This window comes from Sphingobacterium alimentarium, assembly GCF_004342685.1.
In the GTDB taxonomy this organism is placed as follows: Bacteria; Bacteroidota; Bacteroidia; order Sphingobacteriales; family Sphingobacteriaceae; genus Sphingobacterium; species Sphingobacterium alimentarium.
The window spans coordinates 18018-37399 of the sequence record NZ_SMBZ01000017.1 but is presented as its reverse complement, the minus strand read 5'-3'; the positions used below and the strand labels follow the sequence as shown (position 1 = coordinate 37399).

Below are 19382 nucleotides of genomic sequence, written 5' to 3'. Positions count from 1 at the left end.
TTATGAAACGTTTTAACACAATTATATTATTTCTCTCTGCTATTTTGTTATTCAATAGCTGTAAAGAGAGCTGGTTGGATGTGAATGTTGATCCTAGTAACCCAACCAATGTCGTAGCGCCTGTGCAAAATAGATTGCCCTGGATGCAACATCACCTGCTGTATGCACATGCTGCAGCGGGCGTAAGGTCTGCTTTAATTACGCAGAATCTAACTTTTATCAAAAATACATCGCAGCAAAGTATGTCTGCAGGTTGGGATCCTATACAAGGGATGTCCACCACACCATATCAATTTTTCTTTGTTGCTGTAGGTGCAAACTTGCCTGACTTCGAGAAGGCGGCTGAAGAGCAAGGAGCTTTCCATTATCTAGGTGCAGCAAAAGTTATTAAAGCGATGGGCTTCATGCTCATGGTGGACTGGTTGGGCGAGATTCCATACACAGAGGCTTTGGGCGAAAACATCTCTCCTAAATTTGATGATGGTAAAACAATTTTCGAAGGATGTATAGCTGATATCGATCAAGCTATTGCTTATTTTGAAATGACTCAGACCGCGGGAGCTCCAGCTTTGAGCGCAGGTGATAGTTGGAATGGTGGTAATGTAGAGAAATGGAAGCGTCTAGCGTACGGTTTGAAAGCTAGATGGTTGAATAATCTATCAAAAAAATCGATCTACAAGCCAGATGAAATCTTAGCGCTTTTAGATAAAGCTCCTATTAGCAATGAGACCAGTACCGTTGTTAATCACGTGGATGTTGTAGAGCCAGTTGGTGATGTTTTGTTTGGTGACCCACTTAAAGCTTCAGTAATGTTTTCTAATATGGGTATGAATACCAATTTTAGAATTACAAAATGGTATGAGGATATATTAACAAATACTACAGATCCTACAATTGCTGACCCAAGAGCGGATAAAATGATTCCATGGGCACAATTTGGCAGTGGCAGTTTGCAGAATAAGGTGTTTAAGCGCTCCAAAGGTGTGGATATGTCTTCTTCAATACGTATGAACGCAGGTCCTATTACTCCATCATTTAATAATAGCTCTTCTATATTGACTTTGAATGCTGGTACTGCTTCGGAGCGTAAAATATTGCCGTATTCGAATTATATTGCAGGAACAAACAGCGCGCGATATGGGGATACATTATATGTATCCACAAAAAGTAATTCTATCGGATATAATAAAGCGGCAAATGATCAATATGTTTGGGCAGACGGTAGTTCAGCAGGTACGAGTATATTCAATGCTAGACCTGATGCGCCTACATTTGTCATGACTTTTGCAGAAATGTCTTTTATAAAAGCAGAAATCTATTTCAAAAAAGGTAATACGAACCTTGCTTTTGAAGCCTATAAAGCGGGTATCAAAGCTCATATTGATATGATGAATGCTAAACTAGCACAGTATGGATCTGTTAATCCTAGCAAATCACCAATGCGGGCGGAAGATATCGCGAACTTTTTAAATAATGGTATCGGAACGGCAGGCAATTTGACATTAAGTAAAATTATGACTCAAAAGTATATCGCCATGTCTTATTCTCACCAAAATTGGAATGATATGAGAAGATATAACTATGATTCAACAATATATGCGGGTTGGAAAGTTCCTTATGAGTATACTGTAACAGCATCTGCACAGAATAAAATACCTCAAGGGCAATTCTTCAGACGCGTAATGCAGGTTAATCATGAATTCAATTATAATGCTGAAAATGTAAAAGCTTCTCATCCTCACGCATTAAGTGATGATGTATGGTCACAACCAGTGTGGTGGGACATTGAAGAATAATTTTCTTTCAACTAATAAATGCCTCTTATATTTTATAAGGGGCTTTTTTATATACCCCTAAGGATAGGTGATTGGTCCGAGTACAATCTTTGGGGGTAAATAAAGCCTACCTATTGATAGTGAGGATCAAACCTGCGTCATTGTGCAGGGTTTTTCGTTCGAAATATTGAAATGTAACACGAAAATTACCTTAAGGTGTCGATTTTACACTAAGTTTCGCCCCTTTTTTATTCCTAAAATAATCCTTAAGCCTTAAATTATTCGATAAAAGCTTGTGTAAAGCAATATTAGTTGTTTTTGCAAGTATCGTTTTGTTGCGTTTTTTAAATGATTATATTGTAAACAACAGCATAAAGTCGCGGTTTGTTGCTTTTTTTATGCGTTTTTTATTGTAATTTTATCCCATATAATGTCAAATTTGAATAACTAAATTAATTAACTAGAAGAGCTACAACTATAATGATTAGAACTTCCTTTCTTATTTTATCAATCTTTTTGTCTTTCATGCTGATTTCATGCGGGCTTTGCAAGTCTTCAAACAAAAACACGCAAGATACCGCTGTTGCCAGTTCCGCTACTGAAAGAATTTTGACCGGTGCTGATCAATTGTCCAACTACCTTCCTTTATTAAAGGGCAAAAAGGTTGGTCTAATGGGTAACCAAACGACTATAGTTGGCGCAGACAAAACACATTTAGTGGATGTGTTATTAGCTGAAGGCGTGGATTTGCGTTTTGGTTTTGCTCCAGAACATGGTTTCCGAGGCACAATTGAACGCGGAGAGAAGGTCGATAATGATAAGGACCAAAAAACAGGTTTACCTCTTTATACGCTATATGGCGGTAATGAAAAGCAGGATTCAATCGTGCAATCGGTTGATGTGATGATTTTCGATTTACAAGATGTTGGGGCTCGTTTTTACACTTATATCACCTCTCTACATCGCGTAATGGAATTGTGTGCAAAACACAATAAAGAGCTAATCGTATTGGATCGCCCTAATCCATGTGGCGACCAAGTGGATGGTCCGGTTCGTAAAGATGACAAATTCAAATCGAATGTTTCTTTCCACAAGATCGCGATGGTGCACGGCCTTACTGTGGGTGAGTTGGCACACATGATCAATGGTGAGAAATGGCTTGAAAATGGCCGTCAATGCAAGCTAACGGTTATTCCAGTCCAAAATTGGGATCATGCAACGATGTACGAATTGCCTGTGATTCCATCCCCAAGTTTACCTAATCATTTGTCGGTACGACTTTATGCTTCTTTATGTCTTTTCGAAGGAACCGAAATTTCGGTAGGTAGAGGTACAGATTGGCCATTCCAAATAGTAGGATATGACAATCCGGTGTACGGTGATTTTACTTTCAATCCAGGGGAAAAAGAAGGCATGGCAAAGCATGTTGAAGGAAAAGGGCAAACAATGTATGGTCTTGATTTAAGAGGGTTGGATGCAAATAAAGAGAAATTCACCTTGAAATATGTCCTTGACATGTACAATAAAATGCCAGATAAAAGCAAATTTTTCACACGTGCTGAATTCTTTGATAAGTTGGCTGGTACAGATGAGTTACGCAAACAAATTCTTGCGGGTAAGTCAGAGTCTGAAATTCGTAAATCTTGGGAGAAAGAATTGTCCGATTACAAGATTATGCGTAAGAAATATTTGTTGTACAAGGATTTTGAGTAATCCGCATTAATAAGAACTAAAACTGTAGAGGTCTATCCTGGAGACGAGATAGGCCTCTAAATTATGATAATCGATTTATTTAATTAGCTATACATGAGAAACACATTACTATTCTCTATTGCGTTGGGTTTAGCTGTGTCGGCGGAGGCTTCAACAGCTAAAGTTGCGAACGCTTCAAATCTACACGCTGCCACAGCCTATTCTAACAGTAGGTTGATGCAAAATACTGTACAAGGTACAGTGTCGGACTCTAGTGGTCCGATAGGAGGAGTGACTGTATCAGTGGTAGGTGTACCAGGGTCTACAATCACAGATGCGGGTGGTAAGTTTAGAATCAATGCACCCCTTGGCGCTACTTTACGTTTTTCTAGCATCGGATATGCTGCAAAAGAAGTGAAAGTGACATCAAATACCATTAACGTAACTCTTGAAGAAGAAGACAACTCTTTGGAAGAAGTCGTTGTGGTAGGTTATGGAACGCAAAAGAAAGAGCACTTAACAGGTGCAGTATCATCAATCAATGTTCAGGAAGTGATGGGCAGTAGGCCTATCCCAGATGCTGGTCGTGGTATGCAAGGTACAATACCAGGTCTATCTATTGTGATCCCTAGTGGAGAGGTTGGGTCAGATCCTGTAATGAAAATACGTGGTCAAATTGCATCTATTCAAGGTTCAAGTAATCCTTTGATCTTGGTGGATAACGTGGAAGTGCCAAGTATCAATATGGTAAATCCTAATGATATCGAAAACATTTCGGTATTGAAGGATGCGGCATCATCTTCGATCTATGGTTCTAAAGCAGCATTTGGTGTAATCTTAATCACAACTAAAAAAGGATCTAAAACAGATTCTCATAATGTGACATACTCGAACAACTTATCGTTGCAGTCGCCATTTAAACCTATTGAAATTGCAGGTATTGATGGTCTAGAATATACACTTGAAGCGCATGAAAATCAGCAACAAGCTGGTCCAGCGGGGGGGTTTTGGCGTGTGAATCGTGAGAGTTTAGAGCGTATACGCGAATGGCAACAAAAATACGGTGGTGTCATTGGCGATCACGATCCAGTAGTTTATGGACGTGACTGGTATTTTGACGGTACTGATAAGTTTGGATTAAGAATTTATGATCCAGCTTCGGTAATGATCAAAGACAATGCGTTCTCTCATTTACACAACTTAGGTTTAAATGGTAAATCAGGTAATACAACTTACAATCTAAGCGCTGGTTTCTTAGGTCAGCAAGGTATGATGAAGCCTGCGCAACATGATGATTTCACGCGTTATAATGGTACGTTGAATTTATCAACCAAAGTTAATGATGCTATAACAATCCGTGGTGGTGCGATGTATAGCAATGGTACAAAACGTTACCCTAACTCGGCTACAGGATTCACTTCAGATCCATGGTTATACCTTTACCGTTGGTCAAGAATATTCCCTATAGGCGCGCAGGAGCATGGTACAGATGTCAGAGATCCTTATTTTGATACAAAAAATGCGCATACAGCACGCAAAATCGATAGATATACTAACTTAAACTTGGGTACTACGATTAATATCCTAGATGGTTGGGATTTGAATGCTGACTATGCATTTAGTACACAAAACAATTCAAACAATACTTCTATGCCCTCGTTTAGAGGTGCATGGCACTGGTATGCACCTGTTGCATGGAACGAAAATGGTAGCCAAGTATATGTAGATGAAAATGGTGTTCCAACAGACAATGGTGGTATTCCTGCTTACCGTTTTCCTGTTGAGACGTATATTACAAAAGAGCAATCTAATATCTATAAGCAGTCGTTGTTATCAAAAAGACATACTTTCAATGCTTTCTCAACTTTCAACAGAACATTCAATAATGATCATGAGATGAAGTTGATGGTGGGTACAAACTTAGTGGCATATGATTGGAACAGCCACTGGGCAAGACGTACCAACTTGATTAATGAGGAAAATCCACAGTTCAACTTCGCTACAGGTCTTGAGACTAACGGTGCAGATGCAAACTGGGATTCGCAAGTAGGTTTCTTTGGTCGTGCTAACTACGCTTACAAAGGTAAATACTTAGTAGAAGGTAACTTGAGATACGATGGTACTTCCAAATTCCCTTCACACTTGAAGTGGAGATGGTATCCTTCGGTATCTGCGGGATGGGTAATGACAAGTGAGAACTTCATGGAAGGAATTACGGATGTATTGAGCTTTGCCAAAATCCGTGGTTCATGGGGTAATATTGGTGACCAGTCTGTAGGTAATGCACTTTATGTGCCTACTATGGGTATCACTAAAAATAACTGGTTAAATGGTTCTGGTCAGCAATTCTTCCAATTAGGTACGCCGGGTGCTGTATCTACAGCAATTTCATGGCAAGAGATTGAGCACACGAATGTAGGTGCTGACTTACGATTCTTCAATAAATTGGGCGTTGTATTTGAATACTTCCAACGCAAAACCAATAGTATGATTATCCCAGGAGAATCCTTGCCAGCAACATTTGGAACTTCAGCTCCACAAGGAAACTTTGGTGCTTTGCGTACAAGAGGTTGGGAAGTTAACTTGGATTACTCTCACCGTTTTGGCAATGGTTTGCGTCTGACAGCGAATGCCAACTTGGCGGATGCTATCTCTGTAATTACTAAAGGTGCAGATTGGAATACACGTTGGGATGATCGTTTATTAAGCAACGCGTATTCTACAGGACGTCGTTATGGCGATATCTATGGTTATGTAACAGATCGTTTATATCAAGCCGATGATTTCGTATACGATGATAATGGTAACCATAAAGTAACTACTATCATTCATGAAGGAAATGCTAGACAGACAAATATGCTTGCTGGTGATAATCCAGTATATCAAACACAGTTCCAAACAGGAACAGTTGCATGGGGATATATCTCTCCAGGTGATGTGAAGTTTGTGGATGTAAATGGTGACGGATACATCACGAATGGCCGTAACACAAATGGCGATCCAGGTGATAGAGTGGTAATTGGTAACACTACACCACGCTACGAGTATGGCTTCCGTTTAGGAGCTGATTACAAAGGTTTTGATATGTCTGTTTTCATGCAAGGTGTTGGTAAACGTGAAATTTGGGGTGCTGGTCAGTTAGCAATTCCTGGTTTCCACGTGAAAGACGGTGCTATGCCTCAGGCTATCGCAGGTGATTTCTGGAAAAAAGACCGTACGGATGCATTCTACCCACGTGCTTGGAACTTAAATGGTGAAGCTACGGGCCAAACTATGGTTCCTCAGACACGTTATTTGTTAGACATGTCTTATTTCAAAATCAAAAATATCACTTTTGGATACGCTTTACAGCCAAATGTATTGAGCCGTATGAATTTGAAAAATGCACGTATCTATGTGTCATTAGAGAACTTCTTCTTGTTTGATAATTTGAGAGGTTTACCAATCGATCCAGAAACGATTTCTGGTAATGGTGGTAACTTAACAAGTGGAAATTACAACTTGGGCAGAACGGGTACAGGTAACCCATCATTCAAATCTGCTTCCTTAGGTATTCAAATTGGGTTATAATTTAAAGTAGGAAAAAATTATGAAAATTAAATATAGCATAGCCCTTTTAACAGCGGCATTGATGTTTTCCAGCTGTGAGAAGTTTCTAGATAGACCTCAGCTTACATCAGCAAATGACGATAATGCTTGGACTACGGAAGAGAATGTTCGTCTATATGCAAATAAATATTATACAGATTTCTTTGAAGGATATGGATCAGGTTTCTCTTTAGGAAGTTCTTATCTATTAACTTTCAGTGATGATGTAGTGCGTCAAGGAAATCAAGGAGAGTTCACACTAGCTGTGCCGAATAGTGCAATTTGGAGCTACACAAATATCCGTTCGATTAATATCATGTTGGATCGTGTAGAGAATAGAATGGCTTCGATATTGACTCCTGAAGCGTATAACCACTGGATGGGTATTGGAAAGTTTTTTAGAGCGATGCGCTATGCCGATTTAGTGACTGCTTACGGTGATGTACCATATTACGATAAACCTGTATCTGATACAGATTACGCTACATTGTACAAAGATCGTACGCCTCGTAATGAGGTTATGGATGCCGTATACGATGATTTGAAATTTGCTTTCGAAAATGTGAGACTTAGTGATGGTGTACAATCAGTAAACCGTTATGTCGTTGCAGGATTCATTTCTCGTATTGCATTGACGGAGGGATCATGGCAGAAATATTATTATAAAAATAATGAGCGCGCGAAGAAATTCTTCGAATTAGCGCAGCAAGCAGGTGATTTCGTTATCAATAGCAATAAATATGCTATTGCGACCGATTATAGATCTCAATTTACGTCTGAAGACCTGAAAGGTAACAAAGACATGATTATGTACAGACAGTATGATGAGGCAATTAATGTGAAACATGCATTACTATCTACACATAACTTGGCTGATAATGTTACTTACGGACCTTCTGCGGATTTATTAAAATCATTTATCTGTGTAGATGGCAATGTATGGCAAAATTCAGATGTTGAAGGTTCCGATGAATTTAAAACATCAGAATTATTCAAGTCGAGAGATTCTCGCTTAGAGGCTAGTTTCCACATTAATCCAACACCTAGAAATAGAGGTTCATTCTTATATATTACGAAGTTTTTGCCACGTGATGTAGAAGCTAGAGTGGCAGCTGGCGAGGCTGCAGGAACGCCTTATACGGGAGCTAACAATACAACAGATGCGCCTGTATTACGTTATGCGGAAGTGTTGCTAAACTGGATTGAAGCTAAAGCTGAATTGGCAACTTTGGGCAACCCAGCGGTGACACAAGCTGATATCGATCGTTCGATTAATCAAATTAGAAAGAGACCTTTAGCAGCTGAAGCGGTGGCTCGTGGAGTTAAGCAGACAGCAGCTATGTCATTAGGTACGCTGCCGGTTGATCCTGAGAGAGATGTGACAGTTACGCCATTGATTTGGGAAATCCGTCGTGAACGTCGTATGGAGATGACTTTTGAGTACTCTAGAATAGAAGATTTGAAGAGATGGTCTAAACTTTCATACATGGATACTGATGCTAATCCAGATTTATTAGCTGGTGGCTGGGTAGACTTCCCGCAACAATTGCCAGGAGAGATTAAATCAGGCATTTCGGTAGTGAAATTAAATGGTCAAGTAGAGGTTTATAATCCAGAGGACGCAGATAGCAAAGCCAAAATGGTAGGATTCTATCGTTATGGGTTGAATAGAGGTAGACAACAGTTCCTTGGTTTAGGTAATGTAAACCCTTATTTATCTCCTATAGGAAGAAACCAAATCAACGAATATGCAGCTCAAGGCTACGTATTAAGTCAAACTGAGGGCTGGCCTCAAAACTAATTTTGAATTTATAATAGATTATAAATATGAATATGAAATTAAAAAGAACTATAGGTCAGTTTTTCCTAGGATTAGTAGGGATGGCAACTATGGTGTCTTGTTCGGAAGATTTTCCGGGCAATATAGAATCGGATAAATTCACGGATCTCAAGTCCATTAAGATTGTGAATGCAGGTGCGAGTGGTACAGAAGTGTTGGAAGGAAATATCGATGAAAATACAAAGACAATTACATTCCCTCGTTTGGATACATTGTCTGATTTCTCCAATATTAAATTCGAAGCGATCACTTCAGAAGGTGCACAATTAGAGAAAGACGTAGTGGCAATTCCTTACGAAAGTGGAAAGACACAAACGGACATTTATCTAAAGGTGACAAACTTGCCAAGATTCAAGGAGTATAGAGCAGTCATTCGATTCAAAGTACCTATTTATGGCGCTAACTTTGATGCGCCAGCGGTATATGATTTCTCTAAAAATGATTTAGGCAATGATATCTATCCATCCTTTGTCACAGCTAACACGCGTGGATCAGGATTTGATGGTAAGCACGTGTTGGTAATAGAAAGAGGGGGTTTAGGTCCTCACTTATTGGAAGTTGAAAAACTCAAAAATAATGTTACAACACCTATTCCATTGAATATGACAGGCGTAATAGGTGGTACACTTACCATCAATATGGGCGCTCAAGTACACGGTCATAGCTATATTGCTAATCTTTCGGGTGGAGCAGCATCGCCATTGAAGATTTATCACTGGGCATCGCCGTCGCAAACACCTGATGTAGTTATCGACATAAATGTTGCTACATTAGCAGATGCAGGTCCTCGTCATGGCGATACCTTCTCTATCAATTTGGATAAAAATGGTAATGGTTATGCTTTCTTCATGTCAGCTACTGGAAAGATTATCCGTATTAAAATCGAGAACTTTAAGACTGGCTCAGAACCGACAGTATTAGCACCTCGTATCAATTATGAGCAATGGGGACACTTCTCTCAAATTGGTACGACGGAGTCTTATATTCTTTCGGGACACTCTCAACCATTATCGTTAGTAAACAATGCAGGGTCAATATCATATACTGTGAAAGCAGGTTCATTGCCAGGAAGTTTTTCTGACGTGAAAATATTCACTTTCAATGGTCATCGTTACATGTTAGGAATCACTGTGCCTAGAAATTCAGCAACTTCTGGAGCAACTTTATACATGTATAATATTACTAGCGGAGAGAATATAGTAGACGCGCTAACAGCATTAGAACAAACAGCGGAGAATGGAAAAGTTGCGCCTCACGAATTTTCTTACAATCTTGTTACAGCATTAAGTGGCTCTCCTGGTACCCAAGCGGGATACTATATTGAGAAAGATGCCACAGGTAAAGATGAGAAGTTACTCATCTACGGAGCTACTACTCAAGGCGGATTCGCTGTTATTGAGTTTGGCCGTGGAGTTGCTGAAGATTAATGATCAGATTTCAATAAAAAATAAATAACTGAAGGACATCGAACCCTTATTCCCAGATAAGCTTAGATGTCCTTTTTTAACCATTATAAATTAATTACGATGAAAAGGATACCATTTTATGCCGTTATGCTTCTTTCATTTGCATTACTGCTCAACTCTTGTAGCAAGGATACTGTTGGTCCAGGCACGGATCCAGATCCAAACCCTAATCCCAATCCTCCAGCTACCGAATTAATATTTCCAAAGAAGGAAATGCGCGCTGCATGGATCGCTACGGTATGGAGCATAGACTGGCCCACTTCGCGTGAAGTAGCTGCTCAAAAGAAACAATATACAGACTTATTGGATCGCTTGAAGCAACTTAAATTTAATACAGTCTTTGTACAGGTTCGCGGGATGGGTGATGCTTTTTATGACTCACCTTATGAGCCATGGAGTGCAAATATTACAGGCACACGAGGCAAGAATCCAGGATACGATGTCCTTCGATTTATGCTGGATGAAGCGCATGCACGTGGCATAGAATTCCATGCTTGGATCAATCCTTATCGTATTGCTACACGTGCTAGTGCTGCAACAGCTTATCCAGCTTTGCATAGTTCAGTATCGCCAAGTTGGGTGGTAGATCATGAGAAGATTCAGATATACAACCCGGCATTGCCAGAGGTAAGACAGCGATTGGCAGATATCGTAAAAGATATCATTACAAAATACAATGTCGATGGCCTGCATCTCGATGATTATTTCTATCCAGATCCTAGCAGTGCAGGATCGATGAAGTCTGATGATGATGATTTCAATAGACTGAAAGGATCATTCACCGACAAAAATGCGTGGAGAAGGGATAATGTAGACAAGGCTATTGAGTTGATTCACACTACCATTAAAACACATAAACAAGAAGTCGTCTTCTCGATTTCACCTGCGGCAAGCCGCGCTTACAATTACAATACCTTATACGCCGATCTACCGAAGTGGACTTCGTCAGGCTGGGTAGATATTTTGATTCCACAATTGTATCAAGAAATTGGTAATTCGTCTAATCCATTCGAACGCAATCTTGCTGACTGGACACAATTTAGAGGAAAAGCACAAGTCGTTATCGGACATGGATACTACAAATTCGGTGCTGCCGATGGAGGAGCTAAATTTCAATCCGTGCAAGAGCTAGTTAACCAGTTCGATTTAGTACGCAATAACCGTTTTACAGTAGGTTCAGCAATTTATTCGGCTCGGGATATTTTGGCAAACCGGATTGGTATCACAGACAAGCTTGCTGAACTGTATGCTAAAGATGTGCTTATGCCATTCGCAGGTCGTGCTGTAGCATCTGCTCCTGCTGTTCCGAGTAATCTTTCATTAAGTGGAAGTGAATTGAGCTGGACAGGTTCTGGATCTAATATTCGCTTTGCTGTTTACTACTTTAGTAACCTAAAAGCGGAGGGAGAATTAGTAGGAGTGACGACTTCAAATAAACTCACCGTATCCAAAAATGGGTACTATTGTGTGACGGCAGTGAATGTGGATCATGTAGAAAGTAAAGCTTCTAATACAATAGAGAAGAAGTAAACAAATCATTAATGAAAAGGGTATCTTTGGGTACCCTTTAATTTTTTTTACTTATGAAAAGAATATTATTAGCACTAATTCTTAGTTTTTTCTTCTTCGCAACTTTTGCACAGACACCATTTAAATTTGCTCAAATCACGGACACACATATTGGTGGTCATTCTGGTGAGGAGGATTTGCGGAGAACGGTAGCGGATATCAACCAACTAAAGGATATTGATTTTGTTATTTTATCAGGTGATGTAACCGAATTTGGGTCAGATGAGGAGCTCCAGCTTGCCAAATCTATTCTCAATGGTCTAAACAAACCTTTATATATCGTTCCAGGTAATCATGACAGCAATTGGTCAGAGAGCGGCGCAAACTCCTTCCGCAAAATATTTGGCGGAGAGACCTTCTTTTTCGAACACAAAGGTTATCAATTTGTGGGAACTACTTCAGGGCCGAATATGCGCATGAGTCCAGGTCAGATTCCGCGCGAAAATTTAGTGTGGATAGACTCTATATTTAAAGCGAATCCGGATGTCAATGTTCCGTTGATTTCGATCAATCACTATCCTTTGGATTCTTCATTAAATAATTGGTACGAATTAGTCGATAGATTGCAAGATCGCAATATTCAATTTGCTTTGTGTGGCCATGGTCATAGTAATAAATTATACGATTGGGATGGTATTCCGGGGGTAATGGTTAGATCGAACCTTCGTGCCAAAGCAGATGTGGGTGGATATAATATCATTTCCTTGACTCCAGATTCAGTCTTCTTTCACGAACGTAATCCCGGAATCCGCACCCAAGAAGCATGGTTGAAACTTCCTCTTGGAAAATTAACTTTTTCAGGAGCATATAAACGTCCAGATTTTAGTGTTAATAATTCCACCAAAGCCAAGGTCGAGTGGGAATACATTAATGACGGCGATTTGGGAGCTGGCTTCAGTACAGATGGGAAATTGGCGTTTACAGCCAATACAATCGGGGAACTTTTTGCTTTGGATTTAAGAACCGGTAAACGTGTATGGGCGTACCAGACGCAAGGAAAAATATATTCTACCCCAGCGGTTGCTAATGGTATAGTCGTAGTCGGCTCGACAGACAACTTTATTTATGGAGTTGATAGTAAGTCTGGTAAAGAAATTTGGAAAGCACAAGCGAACAAAGCCGTATTGGGCTCTCCCAATATCTATAAAGGTAAGGTCTATATTGGGGCGTCGGATGGAATTTTCAGATGTTTGGACCTGCGTACCGGAAATGACGTTTGGACTTTTGATCAAGTGAAGAATTATGTGTCTACGTTGCCTACCATTGCAGATGATAAAGTCATATTTGGATCTTGGGGGAATGGTTTCTATGCGTTGGATGTGAATAATGGCCAATTAGTGTGGGAGTGGAACAATGGACATGCTAATCGGATGTTCTCTGCCGCCGCTTGTTATCCTGTAGTGGCTAACAATCGAGTATTCATTGTAGCTCCGGACCGTTATATGACGGCGTTGGATTTGAAAACAGGCCAAGTGATCTGGAGAGAGAAGAAAGATGAATACCGTGTGCGCGAGTCTATGGGATTATCGTTTGATAAAAAACATGTGTATGCTAAAACCATGGATGGGGAGCTGATAGGCGTTCCTGTCACTTCGAGCTTCATGGATGTAAGGTGGAAGTCCGCGTTGAAGCTGCCTTATGAATTGACACCATCTGCGATCTACAGCAATAAGGATATTATCGTCGTGCCGAATAATTCGGGATTAGTGTCTGCAGTACATCCTAAGTCGGGAGAAGTGCTCTGGCAATACAAAATATCCAATGGCATGGTCAACCCACCGTTAGTCGCCAAAAATTATATTATCACCAGTACAATGGACGGCAAAATCGTTAAGTTGAGCTACTAGCTGAATCCTTATTTTTGATACAAAAAGCGAATGATTTTTCATTTGCTTTTTTTTTGTATTCGAGTCTTTGCAGATTTTTTCATGTTCTTATTGGTTTTGCGCATAAACTTGAATAATTATTTTGATTTAATGCTTTCTTATGTCTAATTTTAAACGGAAGTTAATATAACTTCTTGTTACTGACCTAGTAAAATAAACTTAAATACAAAAAGGCTATGCGAAAATTTGTACTATTTTCAATTGCTCTGGGGATGTCTTTACCGACCTATTCATTTGCTGCAAAAAATGATTTCGGAGGCAACCCATCGAGCCTTTCCTTCACCACTCTTTCATCCACAAACCAACAAACAGTTCAAGGAACTGTAACAGGTAAGTCGGGTCCTATAGAAGGAGCAACGGTTTCCGTAGTGGGTGGAGCTTCAACACAGACAGATGGGAGCGGTAAGTTCTCGATTTCTGCCAATGTGGGAGCCAAACTACGAGTCTCCATTGTCGGCTATGCAACAAAAGAAGTGGTGGTAACTTCTTCTAGTCTGAATATCGTGCTAGAGGATGAAGGAACATCATTAGATGAAGTGGTAGTAGTTGGTTACGGTACCCAGAGAAGGGGTAATGTGACGGGCGCGGTATCTACTGTCAATATCAAGGAGAATCTGGAAGGGCGAACGGTAACGGACGTGGGGCGTGCCATCCAAGGTACTACCCCGGGACTGAACGTTACCATCCCAAGTGGAGAGGTCGGCTCTGATCCGGTTATCAAAATCCGGGGAGCAGTAGCGTCAATAACAGGAAGTAGCTCGCCTTTAATATTGTTGGACAATGTCGAGATACCGAGTATCTTATATGTCAATCCCGACGATGTAGAATCCATTACGGTCCTCAAGGATGCTGCAGCCTCATCCATTTATGGTGCTAAAGCTGCGACAGGGGTGGTATTGATTACCACCAAGACAGGAGCGGCAGGAAAACCTAGTATAAATTATTCGAATAACTTCTCATTCCAAAACCCATACAAAAAATTTGAAATGGGTACCATTAATGCATTGAAGTATTCTGTGGATGCACTAGAACGTGTGGGTGGTACAGTGTATGGAGCCTTCTACGCATTGGATAAGGCGAGCTATGAGAAAGCATTAGAGTGGGAAAATAAATATGGCGGTAAATTAGGTCCTAACGATCCTACTGTCTACGGTAGAGATTGGTTTGTGGACCCCGCATTTCCAGGCAGAAAGTATGGTCTAAGAACCTATGATCCCTATGAGTACATGATCAGAGAATGGGCGCCTACGAAAACCCATAATTTCTCCGTGAATGGTACTTCGGGCAAAACAAAATATAGTACATCTTTCGCGGCAGTAGATCAAAGCGGGATGATTAAACCAGGCAATGCAGATAATTTTACAAGATATAATGCCGGTCTCAGATTATCTACGGACCTCACCGATTTTCTAACAGTACGTGGAGGAATGCTTTATTCGCAACGGATTAAATCTTATCCTTATGCGACCAATTCTACAACGGCCGATCCATGGTTATACATTTACCGCTGGAGCTCCCTTTATCCTATGGGATATGATGAATTAGGAAATCCGATTCGTAGCCCGTGGAGTGAAAATGAATTTGCAAATAAGGCTGCAATGAAGCGTAACTACATCAATGCGAATGTGGGAACTACGTTACAGCTCAAAAGTAATTGGAAAGTAGATGTGGATTATACCTTTACCAATGAAGATTACAAATGGAATAGAAACGGTACACGATTTACAGGTGCGAACAGTTGGGTAGCACCGCGAGAGCGTAAGGATGTCAATGGAAACCCGGTATATGTAAATTCTGATGGTCAAGTAGTGGCGGCAGGAAGTCCAGGAGCAATGTTGGCGTATGATTTAATCAATGAGACATATACGGCAAATGGATCCAATCCAGACCATATCTATCAACGTTCGGAAGATGAATTCAAACATACGCTTAATGCATTTACAACCTATAACCTAAACTTAAATACAGATCACGACTTCAAATTTATCTTAGGTACAAACCTAGTCACTGGTCATGGTAAATTTCATTGGACTCAACGCACCAATTTATTGGATATTACCAACCCACAGTTTGACCTCGCTGTAGGTGAAATAACGGGTAGCGGTGGAGAATATTGGGATGCACAGTTAGGATACTTTGGACGTATCAATTATGCATTCAAAAACAAATACTTATTCGAAGGAAACCTCCGTTATGATGGTTCGTCAAAGTTCCCTAAAGATTTAAAATGGCGATGGTTTCCGTCTATGTCAGCAGGTTGGGTGGTTTCAGAAGAATCCTTCATGCAGGCCCTTAATCCAGTCGTTAGTTTCCTGAAATTCAGAGGTTCATGGGGTGTGATTGGAAATCAGGCAGTTCCTTCAGATTTATATGTTTCTAATATGCAAACTTCAGAAAGTTCATGGATCGCAAATAATGCCAAAGTTGTATCTGTAGGATCACCAGCATTGAGCTATCCAGAAGTATTCTGGGAAAATATTGAAACACTCAATGGAGGTATGGATGCCCGTTTTTTGAATAATAAATTAGGTTTGACTGTTGAATGGTACAAGCGTTCGACTACTAATATGTTTGGTCTTTTGGACGGGACGACTTGGACTATCGGTGGATCTGCGCCAGTGTTGAATAGGGGCTCCCTTGTGACTAAAGGCCTTGAGATAGCGATAGATTATAATCATCGTTTTGAAAATGGTCTAGGTATAAATCTTAGAGCCAATTTTGATGATGCCAAATCTCGTGTCTACGGGTATACGCCATCTCGCGTAACAGGTGCATTATATGATGGATCTGTGTATGGAGATATCTGGGGCTATGTAACAGATAGACTTTACCAAATGGATGATTTTATTTTGGGTACTGATGGTAAACCTCAATTAGTGACACTGACACCAGATATGACAAAATATAACACCAGCGGTGGCGGAAAAGCCTATTTGCTAAAAAATAACCCTGATGGAAGTAAACCTATCTATCAGCCAAGATTAGAGAATTCTGCAAATTTTGATTTTGGTCCCGGTGATGTGAAATTCAAAGATTTGAATGGTGATGGCGAAATCGATAATGGTGATGGTACGGTGGATAATCCGGGTGACAGAACAATAATCGGTAATACGACTCCTCGTTTTAATTATGGATTCAGATTTGGTGCGGATTACAAAGGAATTGATTTTGCGATTTTCTTCCAAGGTGTGGGCAAACGTGAGGTGTGGGGTCAAGGATTCCTAGCACAGGCAGGATGGCACGTATCTGACGGTGCGATGCCGGCTACTTTTGTTAATGATTATTGGACGCCTGATAATACTGGAGCTTTCTATCCAGCGGCTTACAGTAATGGCGGTACAGCAGATATTAACAATATGCAGGTGCAGAGCAGATATTTGTTGGATATGTCTTATTTGCGTATCAAAAATATTTCCCTTGGTTATACATTGCCTCTTGAGTTAACGCAAAAAGCTAAATTAAGTAGAGTGAGAATATACACTTCGTTAGAAAACTTCTTCACCTGGGATAAGTTGAATGGCTTGCCTATCGACCCAGAGGAAGTTTCTGGGTATTCGATATTCAATACTTCTAATTATAATTCAGGAAGAACAGGGGTAGGAGTACCAACATTTAAAAGTGCTTCTTTTGGATTACAATTAACATTCTAAATGATATCAACATGAAAAAGATAATATATATACTACTAGGCTCCACGCTCAGCATGATGAGTTGTGACAGTTTATTAGACCGTCCAGAGTTAACAAAAATAACCGATTCGGAAGGCAATTATTGGCGCAATGAAAACGATTTGAGATTATTTGCCAACGACTTCTATCCCAATTATTTTGTAGGATATAATACAGCGTTTGGTACCGCCTATGCACCGCTGACGGGATATAATTTTGCTGATGATTTTACTTCACAAGGAGCGCAAGCGAATCTGCTGGGTACGGTACCTACCGGAACTGGGGGTTCTTCGTCCGCAGCTATTTCTGTACTTCGTCTCGAACACCCAGGACCTAACTGGAATTTTTATTGGGTAAGAAAGGCTAATTTACTCCTTTCAAGAATTGAGACAACGGCCAAAAATAATATTTCCGAAGAAGCTTTTAAGCACTGGACTGCGGTAGGCCGATTTTTTAGAGGATACGAGTATTCCCGCTTGGTGAGTAATTTTGGCGACATTCCCTATTATGATCAAGAAGTATCCGTAAGTAATCCGGATGATATGTACAAAACACGTGACCCAAGAGGTGAAGTGATGGACAAAGTCTATGACGATTTTAGATTTGTGTTGGATAATATGCGGGAGAGTGACGGCAATGGCTATGTCAATCGTTATGCAGCAGCAGCCTTGATATCCAACTTGATGTTATTTGAAGGGTCATGGCAGAAATATCATAATCTAGATGGTACACGGGCAAAGAAATATTTGGAAATGGCGCGTGATGCTGCACAATATGTGATGGAAAGTGGTAAATGGTCTTTCTCGGCAGATTTTAAAAGTCTTTTTGCATCCGAAAGCTTAGCGGGTAATCCGGAAGTAATCTTTCACAGAACCTACGATGACGGGTTAGCGGTAAGGCATGCGGTGGGATCGTACAGCAATGGTACGGAATCCCAAGCGAGATCCGCGAATTTGGACTTGTTGAAGGATTTTATCAGTGTAGATGGTAAAGTATGGCAAAATTCGGCAGTAACGAATGCAAATAGCTTCCGTCTACAAGATTTAGCAAAAACAAGAGATCCCCGATTTGAAGCCACATTTATGGATACTGTGAATGCTTCTGCCTCAGGTACTTTTGTGTATGCACACAAATTTGCAGGCAGAGAAGCATTGAGCTATATCGGATCAAGTTATCCTCCTAAATGGGGATCCAACACCAATACAAATGATGCGCCAATTGTGCGTCTCGCTGAAGTCGTGTTAAACTGGATTGAAGCGAAACAAATACTCGCTGAGTTTTATGGAGGTGTTGCGGTGACGCAATCAGATTTAGACCGATCGATCAATGCTATCCGTAATAGACCATTAGATAATGTGGCTACTGCTAAGGGTGTGACCAAAACGGCACCTTTGATCTTAGCTAGCTTGCCAAATGATCCGGAGCGCGAGAGTGATGTGTCGCCACTGATGTGGGAGATCAGACGAGAGAGACGTATGGAATTTGTGTTTGAATATGCGCGGATTCAAGATATTAGAAGATGGAAGAAATTGCATTATCTCAACTTCACGTCGGAAGATTACCGATTGGGCCCTTGGATAATCGGAAATGTAGATCTACGCGATCGCGCAAATCCTGGAAAGATCGCTCCAAGCTATAGAAATGTATTGCAGGTGAAGAATGCAGCAGGGCAAATCATTACGTACAATGGCACAAATGACGCAGAAATGGTGGGCTATTATGTGGTAAGAAATTTTGCTAACCGTTTGGCTGTGCAAGATCGCAATTACCTAGCACCAATCAGTCAATTGCTTATTGACGAATATAAAGACAGAGGTTTTACACTCAACCAAACCACGGGTTGGTAATTTATTTCCCCAATAAATGATGGCGTTTCCTGTCATTTATTGGGGAATTTT

9 protein-coding genes are annotated in these 19382 nt (G+C 40.4%); all 9 read left to right on the top strand.

Translation table 11 applies throughout. The features are described from left to right. The first annotated feature begins 2 nt into the window (after positions 1-2). The 9 genes from EDC17_RS07825 to EDC17_RS07785 all read left to right on the top strand — a co-directional run bounded on the left by EDC17_RS07825 (position 3) and on the right by EDC17_RS07785 (position 19331). Positions 3-1796: a SusD/RagB family nutrient-binding outer membrane lipoprotein gene (locus EDC17_RS07825; RefSeq protein WP_132777534.1), complete on the top strand. Its 1794-nt coding sequence runs from the start codon at positions 3-5 to the stop codon at positions 1794-1796. Positions 1797-2300: 504 nt separating this feature from the next. Then, a complete protein-coding gene (locus EDC17_RS07820) occupies positions 2301-3488 on the top strand; it encodes an exo-beta-N-acetylmuramidase NamZ family protein (protein ID WP_132777533.1) in 1188 nt (395 codons plus the stop codon). Between the two features lie 93 nt (positions 3489-3581). Then, complete coding sequence (locus tag EDC17_RS07815; protein ID WP_132777532.1) at positions 3582-7037, top strand: SusC/RagA family TonB-linked outer membrane protein; 3456 nt, start codon at positions 3582-3584, stop codon at positions 7035-7037. A gap of 19 nt (positions 7038-7056) precedes the next feature. Beyond that, entirely contained in the window at positions 7057-8856 is a 1800-nt protein-coding gene (locus tag EDC17_RS07810) for a RagB/SusD family nutrient uptake outer membrane protein (protein ID WP_132777531.1), read from the top strand. 32 nt (positions 8857-8888) lie between these two features. After that, positions 8889-10322 carry a DUF4623 domain-containing protein gene (locus EDC17_RS07805; RefSeq protein WP_165894383.1) on the top strand — a complete coding sequence of 478 codons (1434 nt, stop codon included), beginning with the start codon at positions 8889-8891 and terminating at the stop codon, positions 10320-10322. A 99-nt stretch (positions 10323-10421) separates the two neighbouring features. Beyond that, positions 10422-11891, top strand: coding sequence for a glycoside hydrolase family 10 protein (locus EDC17_RS07800; protein ID WP_132777529.1), 1470 nt, complete (start codon positions 10422-10424; stop codon positions 11889-11891). Positions 11892-11944: 53 nt separating this feature from the next. Then, positions 11945-13777 (top strand): outer membrane protein assembly factor BamB family protein, encoded by a 1833-nt coding sequence (locus tag EDC17_RS07795; protein WP_132777528.1) that lies wholly within the window; start codon positions 11945-11947, stop codon positions 13775-13777. A 215-nt stretch (positions 13778-13992) separates the two neighbouring features. After that, on the top strand, positions 13993-17466 hold the full coding sequence (locus EDC17_RS07790; protein WP_132777527.1) for a SusC/RagA family TonB-linked outer membrane protein: 3474 nt from the start codon (positions 13993-13995) through the stop codon (positions 17464-17466). A gap of 11 nt (positions 17467-17477) precedes the next feature. After that, entirely contained in the window at positions 17478-19331 is a 1854-nt protein-coding gene (locus EDC17_RS07785; protein ID WP_132777526.1) for a RagB/SusD family nutrient uptake outer membrane protein, read from the top strand. Positions 19332-19382 lie beyond the last annotated feature (51 nt).